Origin of the sequence: Ruegeria sp. HKCCSA071, assembly GCF_017872555.1 — a bacterium.
Taxonomy (GTDB): domain Bacteria; phylum Pseudomonadota; class Alphaproteobacteria; order Rhodobacterales; family Rhodobacteraceae; genus Ruegeria.
Map to the genome: position 1 here is coordinate 89849 of NZ_JAEDOX010000006.1, position 21622 is coordinate 111470.

17 protein-coding genes are annotated in these 21622 nt (G+C 57.3%); 7 read left to right on the top strand and 10 right to left on the bottom strand.

The window, feature by feature from the left end; genetic code table 11:
- The first annotated feature begins 46 nt into the window (after positions 1-46).
- The gene (locus I9188_RS13355; RefSeq protein ID WP_209507072.1) at positions 47-2407 is read left to right on the top strand and encodes a xanthine dehydrogenase family protein molybdopterin-binding subunit; all 2361 of its coding nucleotides are present in this window, start codon (positions 47-49) and stop codon (positions 2405-2407) included.
- A gap of 95 nt (positions 2408-2502) precedes the next feature.
- Entirely contained in the window at positions 2503-3294 is a 792-nt protein-coding gene (locus I9188_RS13360; RefSeq protein ID WP_209507071.1) for a xanthine dehydrogenase family protein subunit M, read from the top strand.
- A 197-nt stretch (positions 3295-3491) separates the two neighbouring features.
- Here I9188_RS13360 and I9188_RS13365 read toward each other — a convergent pair whose 3' ends face one another.
- Both I9188_RS13365 and I9188_RS13370 read right to left on the bottom strand, forming a co-directional pair.
- Positions 3492-5318, bottom strand: coding sequence for a BCCT family transporter (locus I9188_RS13365; RefSeq protein ID WP_209507070.1), 1827 nt, complete (start codon positions 5316-5318; stop codon positions 3492-3494).
- A 418-nt stretch (positions 5319-5736) separates the two neighbouring features.
- A complete protein-coding gene (locus I9188_RS13370) occupies positions 5737-6681 on the bottom strand; it encodes a PDR/VanB family oxidoreductase (RefSeq protein WP_209507069.1) in 945 nt (314 codons plus the stop codon).
- Positions 6682-6821: 140 nt separating this feature from the next.
- On the opposite strand from I9188_RS13370, the gene I9188_RS13375 reads away from it, so the two are divergent.
- The 4 genes from I9188_RS13375 to I9188_RS13390 all read left to right on the top strand — a co-directional run bounded on the left by I9188_RS13375 (position 6822) and on the right by I9188_RS13390 (position 11938).
- Positions 6822-7727, top strand: a complete 906-nt coding sequence (locus I9188_RS13375; RefSeq protein ID WP_209507068.1) for a LysR substrate-binding domain-containing protein — start codon at positions 6822-6824, stop codon at positions 7725-7727.
- A gap of 103 nt (positions 7728-7830) precedes the next feature.
- Positions 7831-8988: an aromatic ring-hydroxylating dioxygenase subunit alpha gene (locus I9188_RS13380; protein WP_209507067.1), complete on the top strand. Its 1158-nt coding sequence runs from the start codon at positions 7831-7833 to the stop codon at positions 8986-8988.
- A 136-nt stretch (positions 8989-9124) separates the two neighbouring features.
- A complete protein-coding gene (locus tag I9188_RS13385; RefSeq protein ID WP_209507066.1) occupies positions 9125-9364 on the top strand; it encodes a hypothetical protein in 240 nt (79 codons plus the stop codon).
- A gap of 153 nt (positions 9365-9517) precedes the next feature.
- Positions 9518-11938 (top strand): FAD-dependent oxidoreductase, encoded by a 2421-nt coding sequence (locus I9188_RS13390; protein ID WP_209507065.1) that lies wholly within the window; start codon positions 9518-9520, stop codon positions 11936-11938.
- On the opposite strand, the gene glp is transcribed toward I9188_RS13390, so the two are convergent.
- The 3 genes from glp to I9188_RS13405 form a co-directional block, all read right to left on the bottom strand.
- Positions 11935-13179, bottom strand: a complete 1245-nt coding sequence (glp, locus tag I9188_RS13395; RefSeq protein WP_209599629.1) for a gephyrin-like molybdotransferase Glp — start codon at positions 13177-13179, stop codon at positions 11935-11937. The two genes, I9188_RS13390 and glp, sit on opposite strands and share 4 nt — an antisense overlap.
- Before the next feature lie 181 nt (positions 13180-13360).
- On the bottom strand, positions 13361-14326 hold the full coding sequence (locus tag I9188_RS13400; RefSeq protein WP_245223721.1) for a D-cysteine desulfhydrase family protein: 966 nt from the start codon (positions 14324-14326) through the stop codon (positions 13361-13363).
- A gap of 184 nt (positions 14327-14510) precedes the next feature.
- A complete protein-coding gene (locus I9188_RS13405; protein ID WP_209507062.1) occupies positions 14511-15203 on the bottom strand; it encodes a Crp/Fnr family transcriptional regulator in 693 nt (230 codons plus the stop codon).
- 185 nt (positions 15204-15388) lie between these two features.
- On the opposite strand from I9188_RS13405, the gene hemA reads away from it, so the two are divergent.
- Complete coding sequence (gene hemA / locus I9188_RS13410; protein WP_209507061.1) at positions 15389-16612, top strand: 5-aminolevulinate synthase; 1224 nt, start codon at positions 15389-15391, stop codon at positions 16610-16612.
- A 53-nt stretch (positions 16613-16665) separates the two neighbouring features.
- Here hemA and I9188_RS13415 read toward each other — a convergent pair whose 3' ends face one another.
- From I9188_RS13415 to I9188_RS13435, 5 genes are read right to left on the bottom strand one after another with little or no spacing between them, the layout of a single operon-like run.
- Positions 16666-16953 carry a cytochrome C oxidase subunit IV family protein gene (locus tag I9188_RS13415; protein WP_209507060.1) on the bottom strand — a complete coding sequence of 96 codons (288 nt, stop codon included), beginning with the start codon at positions 16951-16953 and terminating at the stop codon, positions 16666-16668.
- Positions 16954-16958: 5 nt separating this feature from the next.
- Positions 16959-17507 (bottom strand): cytochrome c oxidase subunit 3, encoded by a 549-nt coding sequence (locus I9188_RS13420; protein ID WP_209507059.1) that lies wholly within the window; start codon positions 17505-17507, stop codon positions 16959-16961.
- A complete protein-coding gene (locus I9188_RS13425) occupies positions 17504-19426 on the bottom strand; it encodes a VWA domain-containing protein (protein WP_209507058.1) in 1923 nt (640 codons plus the stop codon). The genes I9188_RS13420 and I9188_RS13425 overlap by 4 nt, the downstream gene beginning before the upstream one ends.
- 9 nt (positions 19427-19435) lie before the next feature.
- Complete coding sequence (locus tag I9188_RS13430; protein WP_209507057.1) at positions 19436-20251, bottom strand: CbbQ/NirQ/NorQ/GpvN family protein; 816 nt, start codon at positions 20249-20251, stop codon at positions 19436-19438.
- Entirely contained in the window at positions 20251-21618 is a 1368-nt protein-coding gene (locus I9188_RS13435) for a cbb3-type cytochrome c oxidase subunit I (RefSeq protein ID WP_209507056.1), read from the bottom strand. The genes I9188_RS13430 and I9188_RS13435 overlap by 1 nt, the downstream gene beginning before the upstream one ends.
- Positions 21619-21622 lie beyond the last annotated feature (4 nt).

Consider the following 21622-nt stretch of genomic DNA (forward strand, 5'->3'; position numbering starts at 1 on the left):
CAAGTGAAGGGTGCAGCAGCATCCGTTTATGGGAGGAGAACAAGCAATGCCCAAAGACAGTGGCATCGGAGCCAGTTCCAAGCGACGCGAGGACGTCCGCTTTCTGACCGGAGCAGGCAACTATACCGACGACATCAACGTACGTGGTCAGGCTTACGTATATTTCCTGCGGTCCGACATCGCGCATGGTCGGATCAATTCTGTAGATACATCAACCGCCGAAGGTATGCCCGGTGTGGTCAGAGTATTCACCGGCAAAGACTTTGAAGGCGTGGGCGGAATGCCCTGTGGCTGGGAAGTGACCGACAAGCACGGCGCGCCGATGCAGGAACCACCACACCCAATTCTGGCACAGGGCAAGGTGCGCCACGTGGGTGATCCAATCGTTGCCGTGGTGGCTGACAGCCTGGAACAGGCCCGTGACGCGGCCGAGGCTATTGATCTGGATATCGAGGAACTGCCCGCCGTGATCGACATGAAATCCGCGGCGCAGGAAGGCGCGACGCTGGTTCATGACGATCTGAAAAACAATATCTGCTATGACTGGCAGTTGGGTGAGGCCGACGACGCCAAGGTGAACGACGTCTTTGCCAATGCGGCGCATGTCACCACTTTGGATCTGGTGAACAACCGGTTGGTCGCCAACCCGATGGAGCCGCGCGTGGCTGTGGCCGAGTACAGCAGGGGCACGGATGAATATACGCTCTATACCACTTCGCAGAACCCGCATGTCATCCGCTTGTTGATGTGCGCGTTCGTTCTGGGTCTGCCGGAACACAAAGTCCGCGTCGTGGCCCCGGATGTGGGCGGTGGTTTTGGCACAAAGATTTTCCACTATGCGGAAGAAGCATTCTGCACCTTTGCCGCCAAGGCCTGCAACCGGCCCGTCAAGTGGACAGCCAGCCGGTCCGAGGCATTCATGTCGGATGCGCAGGGTCGTGACCATGTCAGCACGATTGAACTGGCTCTGGATGCGGATAACAACTTCATCGGCCTGCGGACCAACACCTATGCCAATCTGGGCGCCTATCTGTCGACCTTCTCCAGCTCGGTTCCGACATGGCTGCACGGGACGCTGATGGCAGGCAACTATAAGACCCCGGTCATTCAAGTGAATGTGAAGGCGATGTTCACAAACACGGTGCCGGTGGACGCCTATCGCGGCGCTGGTCGACCGGAAGCAACCTTCCAGCTGGAGCGTGTCATCGACAAGGCTGCGCGCGAGTTAGGTGTCGATCCGATCGCCCTGCGTCGCCAGAATTTTGTCACGCAGTTCCCCTATGACACGCCAGTCGCGCTGACCTATGACACCGGGGATTATAACGGGACCATGGACAAGCTTGAGGCCGCTGCTGATCTTGCGGGCTTTGCCGCACGACGCGCGCAGAGTGAGGCCAAAGGCAAGCTGCGCGGTCTCGGCGTCAATTGCTATATCGAGGCTTGTGGTATCGCGCCTTCGAATATCGTCGGCATGTTGGGAGCCCGTGCAGGTCTTTACGACGCGGCGACAGTTCGGGTGAACGCCACTGGTTCGATCAGTGTTATGGTCGGCGCACACAGCCACGGGCAGGGGCATGAGACCGCCTTTCCGCAGGTTGTGGCGGACATGATTGGCATCGACGAGTCGATGGTCGAGATCGTGCACGGGGATACCTCGAAGATCCCGTTTGGCATGGGCACCTACGGCTCACGCTCGCTGGCGGTTTGCGGCTCGGCTATGGTCAAGGCCACCGAAAAGGTGATCGACAAGGCCAAAAAGATCGCAGCCCATTTGCTGGAAGCGTCCGAGGCGGATATCGAACTTAAGGACGGTCAGTTCAGCGTTGCGGGGACCGACAAGTCTGTAGCTTGGGGGGATGTGACCCTCACGGCTTATGTCCCGCACAACTATCCGCTGGAAGTTGAACCGGGACTGGAGGAAACCGCGTTCTATGACCCGGCCAACTTTACTTTCCCGGCAGGGGCTTATGCCTGTGAGGTCGAGGTTGATCCGGACACAGGTCAGGTCACGATTGAGAAGTTCACGGCTGCGGATGACTTTGGCAATATCGTCAATCCAATGATCGTTGACGGACAAGTGCATGGCGGTATTGGTCAGGGCATCGGTCAGGCCCTGCTTGAGAACTGTGCCTATGACGAGAACGGCCAATTGCTGAGCGCGTCGTTCATGGACTATGCGATGCCACGCGCCGATGACGTCCCGTTCTACGGCGTGGATCATTCCAGCCAGACGCCCTGTACGCACAATCCGCTTGGTGTGAAGGGTTGCGGCGAGGCCGGAGCGATCGGCTCACCGCCAGCGGTGGTCAACGCGGTGCTGGATGCGTTGAACTCGGGTGGAAGGGCTGTTGATCATATCGACATGCCGATGAGCCCGTCACGCGTTTGGACGGCGATGCATGGTTGAGAGGTTGGGGTGCGAGGGGCCAGCCCCTCGCGCTCCCCGGGATATTTATAGCCAGATGAAGGGCGGATCAGCGCCTTTCGGAAAGGAAGAACGAAATGTACAATTTCGAGTTTGAGAAGCCCTCGACCATTGCTGACGCAGTTGCAGCATTGGCAACAGAGGATGCGCAGGCGTTGGGAGGCGGGCAAACCCTGATCCCGACATTGAAACAGCGATTGGCGGCACCGTCCAAACTGGTGTCGATGGGCGGCATTGCCGAGATGCAAGGTGTTTGCGTTGATGATGACGGCTCGGTCTCTGTTGGGGGTGCAACACCTCACGTTGCCGTTGCTCGCGACGCTGCGGGGTCTTATCCCGCGTTGGCGGCATTGGCTGGACAAATTGGCGACCCGGCAGTGCGCAATCGTGGAACCATCGGTGGTTCGGTTGCGAACAATGACCCGGCAGCCTGTTATCCGGCGGGCGTGCTAGGATCCGGCGCAACCGTGGTGACCAATGCGCGTCAAATTGCGGCAGATGACTTTTTTCAGGGTATGTTCACTACAGCCCTGGATGAAGGAGAGATCATCACCTCGATCCGCTTTCCGGTTCCGCAGGCGGCAAGCTATCAAAAATTTCTGCAGCCAGCGTCGCGGTTTGCACTTGTTGGGGTATATCTGGCCCGTTTCACGGACGGTGTGCGTGTGGCGGTGACCGGGGCAAGTGAGGATGGCGTCTTCCGTTGGAGCGAAGCAGAGCAGGCGCTGAACAAGGAGTTCCGCCCGGACGCCTTGATGGACCTTCGGATTAACCCTGCCAACATGATCGCTGATTTACATGGCAGCAAGGAATACCGGGCGCATCTTGTGTCGGTCATGACCAAACGCGCCGTTGAAGCCTGCATGTAGACATTTCTCGACAAGATGCTCTGAAGCCCCGGTTTTTGCCGGGGCTTTTTCGTTGAGATATGGTTTTTAGTGTTTCGCCAAGGTCGGGCTGGCCAGCACCTTTTCGCTGTTTGAGGGTTGTGGCCAGTCTCTGCGCAAAAAAAATAAGGCCACCCAATTCCGGGCGGCCTGATCAAGTCATAAGCTAAGCTTTCGCTTTATTCGGCGGATTGTGCACCAGTAGCGGCGTGTTTGTCCCGCTGGCTGTCGCGGAACAAAGCTTTGGCCAGGGCAATACACATCAGACCCATTACAGCAGTAAAGGGCAATGCACCGATGATCATTGCGTTTCGCAGCGCGTCCATCGGGTTGTTTTCGCCCGCTGCGAGGATCAGCGCGCCGATCACAGCCGTCAGGATGACACCCCAGATGATGCGGTGCTTGATGCCCGTCTCCTGGCTGCCGCCCGACATGATGGTATTCATCACCAGAATGCCCGAGTCTGCCGACGTGACTAGGAATGTCATGATCAGGATCACACACATCACGTTCAGCATTGACAGCAGACCACCGTCAATCATGTAAGACAGGGTCACGAACAGCTTGTTGGTGTTCGATGCACCGATGATTGCACCTTCTGCAGCGCCTGCCAGTTCCAGATCAATCGCAGTTCCACCCAGAACAGTCATCCATGCAAAGCAAACCAACGCCGGTGCGAGCACACAGCCTACGATGAACTCGCGGACAGAGCGCCCTTTCGAAATACGGGCAAGGAACAGGCCCACGAAAGGCGAGAACGCGATCCACCAGGCCCAGTAGAACGTGGTCCAGCCCGACTGCCAGCCGAACTGACGCCCCTGCTCACCCGCCGCATAAACGGCTGCCAGGGTTGCTTCATCCAACTCGGCTGCTGCCCCTTCCAAGCCGCTCTTGAAACCGTCAAAGCTGCCCCACGCATTGGTGGCCCCACCCATCAGATCATTGGCATGGGCTTGTGCTTCGGCGGGCAAAGCCGCAGCGAAGGCTTCAACTGACAACGGGCCATAGGCGTTAAAGCTGAGCGACAGGATATGAAGGATGTAGTCGACCATTGCTGTGCCATAAGTGGTCATGGCAAAGACGAACGAGCCGAAGACGATAAATGTGCCCAACAGGATGATCGACAATACGAGGTTCAGGTTCGACAGGTATTTAACACCACGACCAACGCCCGATACTGCGGAAATAATCGACAGGCACATAATGACAACCAGACCGGTGATCAGACCCACTTTGCTGGGGGTTGGAACTTCGCCACCCAGATCCATGACCCACTCCATACCGGTGATGGCAAAAAGCCCGTCGATGAACTGGCTGACACCATAGCCGATGGTGACAGAAACACCAAGGATCGTTGCAACAACGCCAAGTACGTCAACCACATGGCCGAAGAAGCCATTGACGAAGCGGCCAAACAGGGGCGTCAGCGCCGAACGGATGGTGAGAGGCATGTCACGGGTATAAGCGTAATATGCCAGCGACAAACCGGTCACCACATAGATGGCCCACGCGTGAAATCCGTAGTGCAAGAAGGTATAGCGGTAAGCCGACTGCAGTGCTTCGGGGGTATTTCCCACGACCGCTTCGGACACGACTTCGGGGTTCGAACCCCACAGCCCTAATGGTTCTGCGGTTGCAAAAACCATCAGACCAACACCCAGGCCGGCGCCGAACATCATGGAGAACCAAGAGAAGTTCGAAAACTCGGGCTTTTCACCGGGTGTTCCCATCACACGGCGACCCGTGGACGGAATAGCGGCGACAACGGCCAGAAAAACAAGGAACAACCCGACAATGACAATGTAGAAGCTGTTGAAAAGCTCGAGCAACCGCCCGTTCAGGCTGCCAAGCGTTCCGTTTGCGTTTGCAGGGAATACCAATGCCCACAGAACCAGAGCGACCATAATGGCCTTGCTGATCAGGGCAATTGGGACGCTGTAGTTTTCATAAAAACCGGCATCCGCCGTTTTTATCTCAACGTCTGTGAATGGTTCGGGTATCGACATGTTGGGTTTTCCTCCGTGTGTTCGCAGTTTTTTTGTTCTTTTGAGTTCCGTTTGGGATGCAGCGTGCCGGACGGCGTAAACAAACATGCACAATGCACCAAACAGTGAGTGGGTAGTGTTCAGATCAACTGAGATTTGCGGCAAGTCCATACGCGCAAGTGGCGTCTCCTACCGCTCTTTTCCTCCCGGATTTTTGCCGCCTGCAAAATCTGTTTGTCCTTAGTGACCTATCAGTTTGCCGTTGAACCTGCTTGCAGCTTCGCAAGAAGTGGTTGCGCCCTTCAATTCGAGAAAACCTATATCGGAGGTTGGGGCTGCTCGCCCGAGAATCCGACCCTTATGCGACTCGAAACGACCATCTTGATGGCTCTTATAACATGTTAGCGACAACAGATGGAGGGCGTGATTGTAACTCCATTTACAGTTTCAGAACCAGTATGTCGGACTTTGCCCGCGAAACGCATGTGCACAGGAACTCATGCGTTTCCTGCTCTTGTGGGGTGAGTATACCGTCGCGATGATCAACTTCGCCGGATACGACATCAACGATACAGGTTCCGCAAAGCCCTTCCGAGCAGCCGAAATCAACCTGCACACCATTGGCCTGCAAAACCTCCAGAATGGATTGGTCCTTGCCAACGGGATAGACCGCTCCGGTCGACTGGATCTTGATCTGGAAATCGGCGTTCGGGGCATGCTCAATGTCCGACGCAGCGGCGAACCGTTCAAAGTGTATCGCGCCGCCGCGCAGCAAGGCACCAGCTTCCAGTACCGCGTTCAACATCGGTTCAGGGCCGCAGGTATAAACGTCTGCGCCCATCGGCATCGATTGCATGACCGATCTCAGATCGAATACCCCGTCTGTGTTATCACAATGCAAATGATACCATTCATCCAGACCAAGTGCCCGGAATTGTGCATCCATCGCCGCGTATTCTTTTGATCGAACAAGATAATAGACACGAAAATCCTGCCCTCGGTTCAGCAGCTCACGTGCCATTGCAACCAGTGGTGTGGCCCCAATACCGCCAGCGATCAAAGTGACGTGCCGATCATGACTTTCGAGTTTGAAGTGGTTGCGGGGACCGCCGATTTCGACGGTCGCGCCCTCTTGCAGGTCATGCATCGCCAGTGACCCGCCCCGCCCTTCGTCTTCACGTTTTACGGCCACGTTGATCAGGCGCCCATCCTGACTCCAGCTCCACAGCGAGTATTGCCGTATCAGACCGTCTTCAAGATGGATGTCCACATGCGCCCCGGGCTCGAGGCTGGTGAAGCGCCCGCTTTCGATCTCGAAGCAGAAATCAGTGGTGTCGGGGCTGAGCGATGTTTTTCGCACAAGGCGGGCGACTTGAGTATCCATCACTTGTCCTGTTCGGTCTCACGTGGCGTACATTCTGCGTCGTTCAGCAAACAACAGGAAAAAAGATAGATTTCAATTGCAAAATTTCTAACATTCGGGTGAATTGAGCTCACCCAGAGTTCGAAAGCCAACAAACCTCCATGTCTCGACGCCACTACAACCTTCCCCCACTTACGACATTATCGGCCTTTGAAGCCGCCGCACGGCATCTCAGTTTCAAGGAAGCCGCAAGCGAGCTTTCCGTGACGCCAGGTGCCGTCAGTCATCAGATCAAGGCGTTGGAAGGTGAGCTGGGCGCGGCACTTTTTGTCCGGAAACACCGCGGCGTGGAACTGACCGAGGATGGGCAAGACCTGTTTGAGGCACTCAGCGCTTCGTTCCGCCAGATTTCAAAGGTGCTTGAGAAGATTCGCAGCAATGATTCCGAAAACCACGTAACCGTTGGGTCAACTACTGCCGTCGCCGCACTTTGGCTGTCGCCGTCTGTCATCCGGTTCTGGCAGGATTATCCGCACGTAAAAGTGAACCAGATGGCACAGGACAAGGCGTTCACGGACCGGCCGGATATCGACTTGTTCATCCGCTATGGCCGGGACGCGAACGCGCAACTCACGCACACGAAACTGTACCGCGATATCCTTACACCCGTTTGCAGCCCCCAGATGGCCGCGGACCTTAAAGGGGCCAGTCTTGAAGACCTCGTGCAGCGGCGTTTGATCCATCTTGAAACGCAGGACAGCACCTGGACGACCTGGTCATCCTGGTTCCATGACCTCGGGTTTTCCGGGGTTGTTCCTGTGGGATCGCGGGTGAACAGCTATGCGCTTGCCCTTCAGGTCGCGCGTAAAGGCGCGGGTCTTGCGTTGGGGTGGAAACGTCTGGTCCAGCCCATGCTCGCATCGGGGAAACTCGTAGCATTAGAGGAGTTTAGCCTGCCCGCCCCGGACAATTTCTATCTTGTCGGTCGCCCGGACGATCAGCTCTCGGAAGGGGCGCTGGCTCTCAAGAATTGGTTGCTTAACGAACTGTCTCAGGGCTCGGTTTAGCCTGCCTCAATTTGCCATTAGGATTTTTAGTATTGAACGTGGACGGCCTCAGCCGCCAATGGATGCAGCGATAAACTCATTCAAAATCACTCAGGAGTGGCCGATGAACAAGCACGCACCGCTTTCGTCTGTTCTGACACCGGTAAACACCGCAAAGGGTCTGCCGAACGAGCATTATATTGATCCCGCAGTTTTTGCCGAAGAACGGGATGCGGTCTTGTTTGCGAACTGGTCCGGCATCGGCTTTGGCAAAGACATTCCGGAGGCGGGCGACGCGTATCCGATAGATTTCCTGGGTGTGCCGCTCTTGATGGTTCGAGATCGCGACGGTCAGATCGGTGTGTTCCAGAACACCTGCCGCCATCGCGGCATGATTTTGGTCGACAAGCCGCAAAAGATCCGCGGCGCGATCCGCTGCCCCTATCACAGCTGGTGCTATGGCCTGAATGGTGAACTGCGGACCGCCCCTCATGTCGGTGGCCCCGGGCAAAATACCCATGAGGATATGGATTTTGCCGAGTTGGGCCTTATCCGTATCCGCTCTTATGTCTGGCGGGATGTTGTCTTTGTCAATGTCAGCGGCGACGCGCCGGAATTCGAAGATGTCCATGGCGAGTTGATGGAACGCTGGAAAGAATTCGATCAACCGATGTATCACGGTGGCGCTGGCGCATCGGTTTATCTTGAGTTGAACTCGAACTGGAAACTGGCTGTTGAGAACTACTGCGAAAGCTATCACCTGCCCTGGGTTCATCCCGGCCTAAACAGCTATTCGCGTCTGGAAGATCACTACAACATAAACGAGTTGGGCAAATATTCGGGTCAGGGCACCTATGTCTACCGCCAGTTCGAAGGTCACGATGGCGAAAAGCTGGATGATTTCGAGAATCTGAGTGAGCAGTGGAATGACGGCGCGGAATATATCGTCGTTTACCCGAATACCCTGCTGGGTGTTCAGCGCGATCACGGCTTTGCCTTCCTCATCGATCCGATTACCCATGAGCGTTCGAACGAACGGATTGAGCTCTACTACGCCAAAAAACCGGAAGACACTCCAGAACACGAGGCACTGCGCGCCAAGAATGCGCAACTGTGGAAAACGGTGTTCGAGGAAGACGTCTTTGTGGTTGAAGGCATGCAGAAAGGCCGTCACGGTGTGAAATTCGATGGCGGTCGTTTCTCGCCCGCGATGGACGGCCCGACCCATTGTTTTCATCATTGGGTGGCAACTCAGATCGAAAAAGCCCGGGCTGAAGTGTAAGCAATCCTGAAAATGTTGATCTGGTCAGGCCCTTCTGGCCAGATCGCGGATCGGTTGTAACAACAGCAGACGGGACCGCGTTGCAGTCTTTTGTCTCCTAGAGGACAGCCGGTGTGAATTCACCGAAAGGGTCACAGTGGATCTGGACGAACTCGACAAACAACTCTTGCAGGCCCATGCGGAAAAAGATGTACCCGCATTGATCCGGCTGTATCACCAAGCGGCGATTCTGGCCGAAGAGCGCCAGCATCATGAAGCCTCGTGTTTCTATCTGACCCACGCATTTGTGTTTGCTTTGGAATACGGCGCGCCGGAAGCAGATGAGTTGAACCTAAAGCTGTTTGAACGTGGCCGTGCACACCGATTGTCGTTCTGACCAATTCGTTTGCATAAGCGTATCGCGCCGTTAGGCAATTCCCAAAAGTTTGAGTTTAGTTGACTTCATTCGATCTCGAATTTTGTCGACATTGTCGATGGGCCCGTCTTCATGAAAGAACAAGCGCGAACGAAAACGCGCGAGATAGCCAAAATGCGAAACGAAGCTCAGGCCGTGGTCATCGGCGGAGGAGTGATCGGGTGCTCGATCCTGTATCATTTGACCAAACTGGGATGGTCGGATGTTGTTCTGTTGGAGCGGGACGAGCTGACCTCGGGGTCAACCTGGCACGCAGCCGCAAACATTCACGGATTGCACGACAGTACCAATATCAGCCGCATCCAGCATTACACGATGAGCCTGTATAAAGCGCTGGAAGCTGAAACCGGTCAAAGCTGCGGAGTATTCCAGCCCGGCTCGCTATACCTGGCCCAGACGGAAGAGCGCGAACATCAGCTGAAGCTACAGGCCGCAAAGGCCAAGCTGTATGGCATGAATTTTTATGAGATCAGCATCGAGGAAGCCCAGAAGCTGAACCCGCTGGTCAATTACGACGGCATCCGTTGCGTGATGTTCGAACCTGATGGCGGCAATGTGGACCCGTCGGGCGTGACCAACGCCTATGCGGTCGGCGCACGTCAACGCGGGGCGCAGATTCACCGTTTCACTCCGGTCACCGCAACCGAGCAGCAGGAGGATGGCAGCTGGATCGTCAGAACGCCAAAAGGTGACATCAGGACACGCTGGGTGGTGAACGCAGCGGGCTTGTGGGGGCGCGAGGTTGCTGCACTGGCTGGAATCGAGCTGCCGCTGCAACCTACAGAGCACCAGTATTTCGTAACCGAAACCATGGCGGATGTGAAAAGCCACGGCACCCGCCTGCCATCTGTGTCAGACCGGGATGGCGAGTATTACTTGCGTCAGGAAGGCAACGGCCTGCTGGTCGGCGCTTATGAGAAAGACATGAGGTTCTGGGCCGAAGAAGGCACGCCGCTGGATTTTGCCCACGACCTGTTCCCTGATGATCTGGAACGGATCGAAGAGAACATGATGAACGCGATCGAACGCCTGCCTGCGGTCGGTGAAGCCGGGATCAAGCGTGTCATCAACGGCCCGATGATCTGGTCTCCGGATTCGAACGTTCTGATGGGGCCGGTGCCCGAGGTCGACGGCTATTTCTGCTGCAATGGTATCATCCCCGGCTTCTCGCAATCGGGTGGCATGGGCCTGATGGCAGCGCAATGGATCATCGAGGGTGAAACGGAATACGACATGTTCGCCTGGGATCTGGCGCGTTTTGACAGCTGGGCCACCAAGGCGTTCACCAAAGCGCGCGTGGCAGATCAGTACAGTCATCGGTTCGCGATCCATTTCCCCAATGAAGAACGAAGCGCCGGTCGTCCGGCACGGGTTCGCCCGATCTATGAGGCGCAGAAAGCCATCGGTGCGGTTTTTGGCCTGAACGCCGGTTGGGAACATCCGCTGTGGTTTGCTGCAACGCCCGGCACCAAAGACACGAATGGCTTTACCCGTCAGAACTGGTGGGGACCGGTGGGCGAGGAATGCAGGATGCTGCGCGACCGTGCCGGGATCATCGATATCTCGAACTTCGCCAAATATGTCTGCAAGGGTCCGGGTGCGGCAGACTGGCTGAACGCCGTCTTTGCAAACACCATGCCCAAAACCGTTGGTCGGTCCTGTCTGACCCCACTGATTTCAAAGCGCGGCGGTATTGCAGGCGACTTTACCGTCGCCCGCGTGGCTGATGACGAGTTCTGGGTGATCGGCTCGGGCATGGCAGAGCGGTATCACAAGCGCTTTTTCAAACAGGTTTCGCTGCCTGAGAGCACCACTTTCGAAAGTAAAACCGAAGTGATGTGCGGTTTTAACGTGGCCGGACCCAACTCCCGTGACATCCTGCAACGGCTGACCAACACATCGCTGGCAACCGAAGATTTCCCCTTCATGCGGTCCGCCAAGATCGAGCTGGCGGGGGTTCAGGTTCTTGCCCTGCGCGTCTCCTTTACCGGCGATCTGGGATGGGAGCTGCATTGCGCCACCCAAGATCAGGCACGGCTCTACAATGCCTTGCTTGAGGCAGGCAAAGAGTTCGGGGCTGGCCCTGTTGGTAGCCGGGCGCTGATGTCTATGCGGGTCGAAAAGGGCTATGGGTCTTGGAGCCGAGAATACAGCCCGGAATATTGGCCACATGAAGTGGGTCTTGATCGCCTCTGCAAGTTTGAAAAGGACTTCCTCAACAAGGCAGCTGCGCAGAAAGTGTTGCGGAACCCGGCTCGGGAACACCTGGTGATCCTGCACCTGAACGAAGCGGATGTGACAGCGTCCAACGCGGATGCAACAGGTGGTGAGCCGATCTTCAAGAACGGCGAAGGGATCGGCCGGGTGACCTCGGGCACCTATGGCTACACCGTCGGAATGTCGTTGGCCTTGGGATATGTAAAAAACGCCCAGCGAGGTGATGAGGTCGAGGTTATGGTTCTGGGGCGTCCACACAGGGCCACAATCCTGCATGAACCGCCCTTTGATGCCGCGGGAAAAGCACTCAGGGCTTAAAACTGCAATAGCTCAAGGCGTTGCCCTTCGGGATATTCCGTCACCTCTGCCGGGATGATCGCCAATCCATCCGCTTGTGCAAGCAAAGCAACACGACCACTGTAGGACGGCTCCATCAGACGCAATCGGGGCCGTCCGTCCGGTGTGTGACCGTCAATCTGAACCGGGCGATATTCCTGACGGCCCGCGGTGCGGTGCAAAGGTTCCGACAGAACTGCTTGTACGGCTGCCTGTGGGGCGTCGAGCAAACCAGCACGGCGCGCCATCATCTGCGATCCGATAATCTGCCAGGTCACAAAAGCAGAAACCGGGTTACCCGGCAGACCGATGTAAAGAGCACGGCCACGCCGACCGAACATGATCGGCTTGCCCGGTTTCATTGTGACTTTCATCACATCCGTTTCGCCACCGATCTCGGCGAACAAACGCGGCATATGATCTTCATCGCCGACAGATACGCCACCGGTCGTGATGATCAGGTCAGAGGTCTCAGTCGTATCCAGCAGGACCTGTTTCAAAAGTTCGGGGTCATCTTCAACCTGCCCCCGGTCCGTTAGGTCAATCCAGGGCTTCTGCAACAGCGCTAGCAGCATGTAACGGTTCGAGTTATAGATCTGCCCCGGTCCAAGGAGCTCACCCGGTTGGCACAACTCACTTCCGGTTGAAAAGATCGAAACCTTCAGCTTGCGAAGCACCACGACCTCGCCATACCCGGCGGATGCAAGGGCTGCCACCTCGCGCGGGCCAATCTCGCAGCCGCGCCGCAGGATCGGCGCTCCGGCATGAAGGTCTTCACCGGCACGCCGGATATGTTGCCCGGGCTTTGGACGGCGGCTGAAGCGAATTTGTCCCTCCACAACATCACAATCTTCCTGCATGACGATGGCGTCGTAATCAGAGGGAACGGGCGCTCCGGTAAAAATCCTCAGCGCGCTACCCACAGGTGCAGCATGAGATCCGCTGTCCCCCGCCGCGATGCGACCCGCAACAGCCATCTGGAACAGGGCGGCATCGCCAAGATCGGCGGTTCGAACCGCATAGCCATCCATTGCCGAATTGTCGAAAGCGGGCATATCGACCTTGCTGAAACAGTCGCAGGCCAGAATTCGCCCTATTGCTGCGGCCAAAGGCAGCGTTTCCGTTTCTGTGATCGGATCAGCAGCGGACCGGCCCCGGCACAGGGCCTCATCCACGCTCAGATACATATGCGCGTGTCGATCACAGCCGCATCCATCAGCCATATCCAGCCTCCAACTCTGCGAACATGTCTCCACCTATTCTAAGGTGGGCTAGGCTCGCTCAACCGACACGACGTCCGCGGTGCTGTCATTGACATAGGTCACGTGTCACCGCGTGGTGCTTCGAAACGACGGGATGGCGAGCTAAGCGCGACTTCTACTACAGTGGCTTCTCGGATGGCTCTCAGACCGGGATCAGTTCTTCCTGATAAGCGAACAGCGCCGGTTGCCCACCCGTATGCAACAGCACAACTTTCTGGCCCTGTTGAATGGTGCCGTTTTCACGTAATTCCAACAAACCTGCAAAGGTTTTGGCCGAGTAGACCGGATCCAGAAAAATACCCTCGGCGCGCGCCATCAGTGCAAGCGCCTTCCGTGTGGACGGGCTTATCCGCCCGTATCCAGGGGGTAATGCGCCGTCCCATGTGAGGATGTCTTTCATGACCAGAGCCGGGTCAAACATCATCATACCGGACAACCGTTCCAATATCTTTTGCAACCGCGCATGTTGCTGGTGGCGGTCGCGGCGAACGCAGATGCCAATAGCAGGCGCCGTGTTGCCAGCCAGACGCAGCCCGGCCAGAAACCCGCCATGGGTCGAACCGCTGCCGGATGGCACCACCGCCACGTCGAAATCGGCGATCTGATCCAGTAGTTCGGCGGCCCCGGCCACATAGCCTAACGCCCCCAAGGGCGGATGATCGATGCCCAAGTGAATTACATATGGCCTTCCGCCCTCAGCGATCAGCTGATCTGCCCGAACGTGAAGGGCATTGTCGGCCCCGGCCTCGTCTTCTCCGGTGTGGTAGTGCATGTGCTCGGCACCCAGAAGCCGGGCCAGAAGAACATTTCCCGAGGAATAATATTGTTCTCCCATATCCGGTACGCGCTCTTCCAGTTGAAGCACGGCGTCCATCCCAAGCTTCGATGCAGCCATGGCAGCCGTGCGTACGAAATTGGACTGCACAGCGCCGGTGATCAGAATGGTATCTGCCCCCTGTTTCTGTGCTTCACCCATATAGAATTCAAGCTGTCGGGTCTTGTTGCCGCCAAAGCTCAACCCTGTCAGATCATCCCGTTTGATCCACAGATCCAGACCAAGCTGGTCGGACAGACGATCAAGCCGTTCGACCGGCGTAGCAGTTGTCATCAGTCTCGCGCGGGGGAAACCGGCCAATTTCTGTTCAATCGTCATATCTGCGGTCCATCAACTCACCCACTCAGCATCGCACCGGAAAGGGCATATCCGGTAAGAATAGTAACGAAGGTGATTGTGAGAAAGATCGCGGATCGGACTTGGCCTGTTCTCTGCCCCGAGAAATAGCCAGGTGGCTCTATTTCTCGCTCGGGTCGCTTTCCGCGTAATTCCGCAATACATCCATGTCTGCAATTTCCGCGTGGTTTCGGTTGATCCTCACCCCGACTGGTTTCAACCTCGAAAACGCGCGGCTCAGGCTTTCGGGTTTCATCCCCAGACGCCCGGCGATCAGCATCTTGTCATACGGCAATTCAACTTCGCACTGGCCGGCATCGCTATCACACAGATTCAGCAGGAATTCCGCGACGCGCTGCGCACCGGTCTGGGCCTTGAGCTGTTCGAGCTGCGCCACCAGGGAATGCAGATGCGTGAATGTGGCCGCCAGGATTGATACGCAAATTTCCGGGTCCTGCTTCATCAGCGATAGCAGCACCGGACTTGGAATGTGCATGATCTCACAGGGTGATACCGCCTCGGCCGACACCGGATAGGGCACATTGCGCAGTGCAACGGCTTCGCCAAAGCTTTCACCGCGCGTGAAAACGCTCACCACGGCTTCGGCACCGGTCGGGGATATGCGGAACAACTTGACCCAACCAGCCAGTACAACATGTACGGCCTTGGCCTCTTCCTCTTGCAGAAAGATCGTCTCGCCCCGATCATATTGCCGCCAGACGGCCTGACGCAGCAGAGTATCGACATGTTGCTCTGGCAGGCTTCGCAAGAGCAGTGACTGCCGCGCAACTATCTTTTGTGCCTCGTGTGACAAGAAGGCAGCCCCTTATTCGTCCGTTCCGGGAACATCCCCGGATGATCAACCCCGTGACATGCTATGCCAAAGCCAGCGCGGGGGTGCCACCCTTTTCTCGATCTCCAACTTGACTATTGTCATGTAAGGGCGCGCGCCACTGGCATAGGTTCAACAAGATTTCAATTATCCGGGGAGCACGCCAGATGGACTTCGAGCAATTTTTCAGCCAGAGCCTCGACACTTTGAAAGACGAAGGCAACTACCGGATATTCATCGACTTGCAACGCCGTCGCGGTGCGTTTCCGAACGCGCGTCAAACTGACGGACCGGTCCAGCGGGATGTGCGGATCTGGTGCTCGAATGATTATCTGGGCATGGGGCAGCACCCTTCGGTGATCTCTGCCATGCACGACGCACTGGATCGCTGCGGCGCAGGCGCTGGCGGTACACGCAATATCTCGGGCACCACGCATGATCACGTTCTGCTTGAGGCTGAGCTGGCCGATCTGCATGGGAAAGAAGCCGCGTTGCTGTTCACCTCGGGATATGTGTCGAACTGGGCTGCTTTGGGGACATTGGCAGCGCGAATTCCCGGGCTGATCGTGTTTTCTGACGCGCTCAACCACGCCTCGATGATCGAAGGTATCCGGCATTCGCGTGCCCAGAAGGTGATCTGGAAACATAACGACCTGGCGGATTTGGACGCCAAACTGGCCGCAGCGGATCCCGACGCACCCAAGATGATCGCATTTGAATCGGTTTACTCTATGGATGGCGACATCGCTCCCATCAAGGAAATCTGCGAACTGGCCGACAAATACGGCGCGATGACCTATCTGGACGAGGTTCATGCCGTCGGCCTTTACGGCCCGCGCGGTGGCGGGATTGCTGAACGCGATGGATTGATGGATCGCCTGACGGTCATCGAAGGTACATTGGGCAAAGCGTTCGGCGTGGTTGGTGGTTATATCGCGGCCTCAGCCGCGCTGTGTGATTTTGTCCGCAGCTTTGCCAGTGGTTTCATCTTCACCACTGCCCTACCCCCATCGATCGCAGCCGGCGCCGCCGCATCGATCCGGCATTTGAAACATTCAAGTGCAGAGCGTGACTTGCAAAAGACCCGCGTGGCGCAGGTGCGCGCCCGTTTGGATGCCGAGGGCATTCCGCATTTACCCAACCCCAGCCATATCATCCCGGTGATGGTTGGCGACCCGGTGAAGTGTAAATTCATTTCGGACACCCTGCTTGAGGAGTTTGGCATCTACATTCAGCCGATCAACTACCCAACAGTTCCAAAAGGAACCGAGCGCCTGCGGATCACGCCGTCACCCGTTCATACGGATGAGGATATCGATCATCTGGTGGGCGCCCTGTCGGCGCTGTGGCAGCGCTGTCAGATCGCGCGGATGCCAATGGCCGCACAGTAACCTAAGCGTCCCTTTGCTTGGAAACCTGCCGCCCCTTTTGGGGGCGGCTTTTTTCAGATCAGGTACAGTGCGAAGATCACCACAGAGAACCCCGTGAGAACCATGGTGAAGCCACGCAGCCAGCCCGGGCTTTCAGTCAGGTCCAGATATCGGGCCAGAATCACACGGGCTTTGATCAGTGCAAGGAGCAGGATACCGCCTGCAATGAGTACGTCAGGCGTTTTCATCAGGGTCAAAAGCGTTGAGGCCAGACTGAGCGCCAAAAGCACCATCCACGCGCTGGTGAGTGAGTTCGGACGCCTCCGGCGGGAGTATTTAGCAAAAGATGAAATTGCCGGCATCTTGTTTATCCCAGAAGATAAATCACAGGAAACAGCAGGATCCAAACCAGATCGACCATGTGCCAAAACTGTGCGCCCGCTTCGATGTTACGAGGATCATCGCGCCACGCGACAAGCAGCAGGATACCCACCCCGGCCAGAACATGCGCCGCGTGAAACCCCGTCAGCAGGTAGTAGAACATGAAGAACGGGTGGGTTTCATAGGAAATGCCCTGCCCCGCCTTTCCAGCATATTCCACGCTTTTGATAACCAGGAATGCGATTCCAAGTACGGCCGCGCCTGTCAGGGCAAGCCTGGCCTTGAACCGGAATGCTGCGCGGCGCCAGTTCAGGGCCTGCGCGGCCAGATATCCAGATGTGACCAGTATTGCGGTGTTAAAGGCTGCACCTGTTCGATAAAGATGCGATTGCGCCTCGGCAAAGCCTGCGGGGTCGGTCAGGCGAACACCCATGAACGCGATCAGCCCGGCACCAAAAACCAGCAACTCACTGATAATCAGAACCCACATCAGCAATTCGCCCGGCAGCTCGTCGATGAAAGAGGTTTCGCTCATGCTCCGACCAGTTGGCGGTAGATCTGCGGTAGGGCCATGGTCAGGCGGTGCGGGTCTGGGATAACAGCGAAACCGCCCTGTCCGAACATGCGGGGGAACCAGCTTTTGCCGGTTTTGTCGATGGTGACGCCAAAAACCGATTGCCCGGCGCGGCGAGCTTCGCGCACGGCCATGCAGGTGTCTTCTATCCCGTGGCGCCCTTCGTAATGGTCAAGATCATTGGGTTTGCCATCGGTGATCACCAGCAACAGGCGGCGCTTGCGGGATTGACTTGCCAAATCCTTTGAACAGTGACGGATCGCGGCCCCAAGCCGCGTGTAATGGCCTGGTCGCAGCGACGCGATACGTTGTTCAACTTTGGCACCCATCGGCTCATCAAACCGTTTGCATCGCTGGATATAGACGCGCTGGCGTTTCAGCGAACTGAAGGCATGAATGGCGAAATCGTCACCGCAGGCATTCAGGCCCCAGGCCAAAGCGGCCAGAGCTTCACGTTCAATGTCGATCACGGCGCGGCCGGTTACGGCACTTTCGGTGGAACGGCTGACATCCAGCAGGATCGAGACTGCCAGGTCGCGCGCCTCGGGACGGGATTGTTGCCAAATGCGGTCGTTGCTTTCGCCGCTGGCCATGCGGTCGGTTTCGGCACGCACGGCGGCTTCGATATCCAGCTGGTCACCGTCCAGATGGCCGCGTGTCATCACACGACCGGGGCGCAGCGCCTCGAACTGGCGTTTGACCGCGCGGATGCGGCGGGCGGTGGCAGGGTCCTTGCCGAAGGCGGCAGCGTCGTCGCGGATATCCGCATCCGACAGCAGGACGTTGACGTGATCTGGCAGATACCGACCCGATCGCACGTCCCATTCGGGATAGAGGATGCGGCCGGACAGACGCTCGCGGTTCACATCCTCGGGTGCCAGATCAAGGTGCAGCTTCAGCCGCGTTGGGGGGGCCTTTGATATCTGACCCAGGCCAATCTCTTCCTGATCATCGGCCGCTTTCTTGGCGTTGTCGGGATCGTCATCGTCGATGCGGCGGTTGATGTTCAGGAACTCGGCCCAGCTGAGGATGGCTTCGAACTTATGCAGAATGAAACTGTCGCTGCGCTCGGCCTGATCCGATCTACGGCGCCGGGCACGGTGCGTCTTTTCGCCGGATTCCTCTGGCGGGCCTTCGGTATCGGGGTTTTCCACCTCGTTATGTTCGGAAAAGCCAACCGCGCGCAGTTCGGGCCACAAGGGAACCGGGCGCATAGGCTGATAGCCGCGGGGGGCGATCAGGTTATCGTCCAGTGTCAGAAGCTGCTCGGCTTTCACCGACAGCTGTTGAGAGTCGCCCAACTTATGGCGGATCAGCTCTTCGACTGCGTCCTCAACCGGTGGCAGATTGGGAATATCGCGCTGATGCAACACTCCCTTGCAAAGTTCGGTATAAAGTGGGCGCAGGCCGGGGGCGTCGTCCAGGGTCGCATCAACCATGCCCTGTGCGGCAATCAGCGATCGCAGGTCGGCGCGCAGCGGGTCGTCTTCATCAATTCGCGTTCCGGCATGGGCAGCCGCGGCGGCCAGCCAGACATACAGCGCGCCGTTGGCTTCGCGGGCAGGAAAAACCGCCAGCCGGTCCGGTAGGCGCAGAACTTCACCGTCAAACGAGGCGCGTGGCATCAGTTCTGCCTCTGTTGCCAGACGACGACGCCAACCCAGACGGTGGTGTGAAACCTCGGGCGAGACCGGGCGCAATTCTACGCCCGGACCACCGCCCAGCCCTCGAAAGAGGACGGCCAGCCGCCCCGCGACCTCAGAAAGGTCGACCGCGGCTCCATCGTGCACCTGTGGTGCATCGAGGCGGCTGGCAAGGGAGTGCCACAGTTTCCCGATCGTTTCTTCGGGTTCCCATGGCTCAAAATCGATCTTGACCATCGGCCGGCCTCACCCAAAGACAGCCGTAACAAGATCGAGGAGCCCGCGTTTGATATCCTCGTCATCCGTCAGAGGTTCGATCATGGCGGCAAGGATGGCGCGGTCGGTGGACATGCCCTGTGCGATCAGTGTTGCGGCATAAACAACCAGTCGGGTGGAAACGCCTTCCTCAAGATCCTGACCCTTGAGCCCGCGCAGCTTACCTGCCAGCCGCACCAGCGGCTTGCAGCGTTCCAGCGGCAGGCCGCTTTCCTGCGCGACCACTTCGGCTTCCTTCTGAGGCGAGGGAAAGTCGAACTCCAGCGAGATGAACCGTTGCCGGGTCGAGGGTTTGAGGGTTTTCAGGATATTCTGATAGCCGGGGTTGTAGGACGCCACCAGCATGAAACCGGGCGCGGCCTCCAGCTCTTCTCCGGTGCGGTCGATCGGCAGGATGCGCCGGTCGTCGGTCAGCGGGTGCAGCACCACGGTCACGTCCTTGCGCGCCTCGACCACCTCGTCGAGATAGCAGATCGCACCTTCGCGCACCGCGCGGGTCAGGGGGCCATCAACCCAGACGGTTTCCCCACCTTTCAGCAGATAGCGCCCAATCAGGTCGGCGGCGGCCAGATCGTCATGGCAGGCTACTGTATAAAGCGGGCGGCCAAGTTTTGCGGCCATGTGGGCGACAAAGCGGGTTTTGCCGCAGCCCGTCGGACCTTTCAGAAGAACTGGCAAATCGTTGTTATACGCTGCGGTAAATACATCGCATTCGTCGCCTTGGGGCAGGTAGAAGGGGGCGTTTGCCGCCCCCTCATTCAGTTTCATGGAGCCGTCCATATCCATCACTCCGCAGGGGTTTCAGCTGCGCCGGGTTCAATGACTTCTTTCCGGGGAACCCAGATCGAGTAGATGAACAGCAGCGCACCAAGGACTACGACGATACCGGAACCCAGACGCATCCAGTAGAAGATTGCGATCTGGTCCTGCACGTCCATGAAGTAGTCTCCGACCACGCGCTGCATGTGTGTCTGTACGGTTCCGCCGAAGGTCAGCACGAAGGTCATAAAGACCATACCGCTGGTCATCAGCCAGAACGAGCCCATGTTCAGCACCTGATTGTAAGGATCACGGTTCTTCAGGATCGGCATCGCGTAGCTGAAGATCGCCAGGTTGAGGCAAACATAAGCACCGTAGAAGGCCAGGTGACCGTGGGCCGCAGTGATTTGCGTACCGTGTGTATAATAGTTCACCCCGTGCAGCGTATGCAGGAAGCCCCAGACACCGGCACCAAAGAAGGCAAGCGTTGCACAACCCAGCGACCACAGCAGAGCGGCCTTGTTGGGGTGGTCACGACGGCCCTTCCAGACCATGACGAAGGCAAAGGCCATCATCGCGAAGAACGGGATCACCTCGAGGCTTGAGAAGATCGAACCGATCCACTGCCAGTAACCGGGGGTACCGATCCAATAGTAGTGGTGACCTGTTCCAAGAATGCCCGAGAACAGCGCGGCGGCGACGATGACGTATAGCCATTTTTCGACCACCTCACGGTCCACACCGGTCAGCTTGAGCATCAGGTAGGCCAGGATCGACGCCATGATCAGTTCCCACACACCTTCGACCCACAGGTGGACAACATACCACCAGTATTGCTTGTCCAGAGACAGGTTGCCCGGGTTGTAGAAGGCGAACAGGAACAGCAGCGCCAAACCCCACAGACCCAACAACAGGATGTTGGTGATGGCAGTCTTCTTGCCCTTCAGAACGGTCATCGACACGTTGTAAAGGAAGATCAGCGCGGCAACGACGATACCGGCCTTGACCCATTTGGGTTGCTCAAGGAACTCGCGCCCCTCTTTGCCCAGCAGCCAGTTTCCTTCGAACAGGTTGAAGACATAGGTCAAAACCACGCCCAACGTACCGACCACAAGAATGATCAGCTGCAAATAGGCCAGCTTGGGCGAGTGGATTTCACGCTCGGCCTCTTCCGGGATCAGGAAATAGGCCGCCCCGAAAAAGCCCAGTATCAGCCAGACGATCAACGAGTTGGTGTGCAGCATCCGCACGATATTGAACGGCAGAAGCTCGCTCAGGAAGTTAGGCGACACATAGATCAGACCGGCCAGCAGGCCGCCGATCACCTGGATCGCGAACAACGCCATGGCTACCGCAAAGTAGGCATAGGCGATTTTTTGGGATTCGTATTTCATTGCT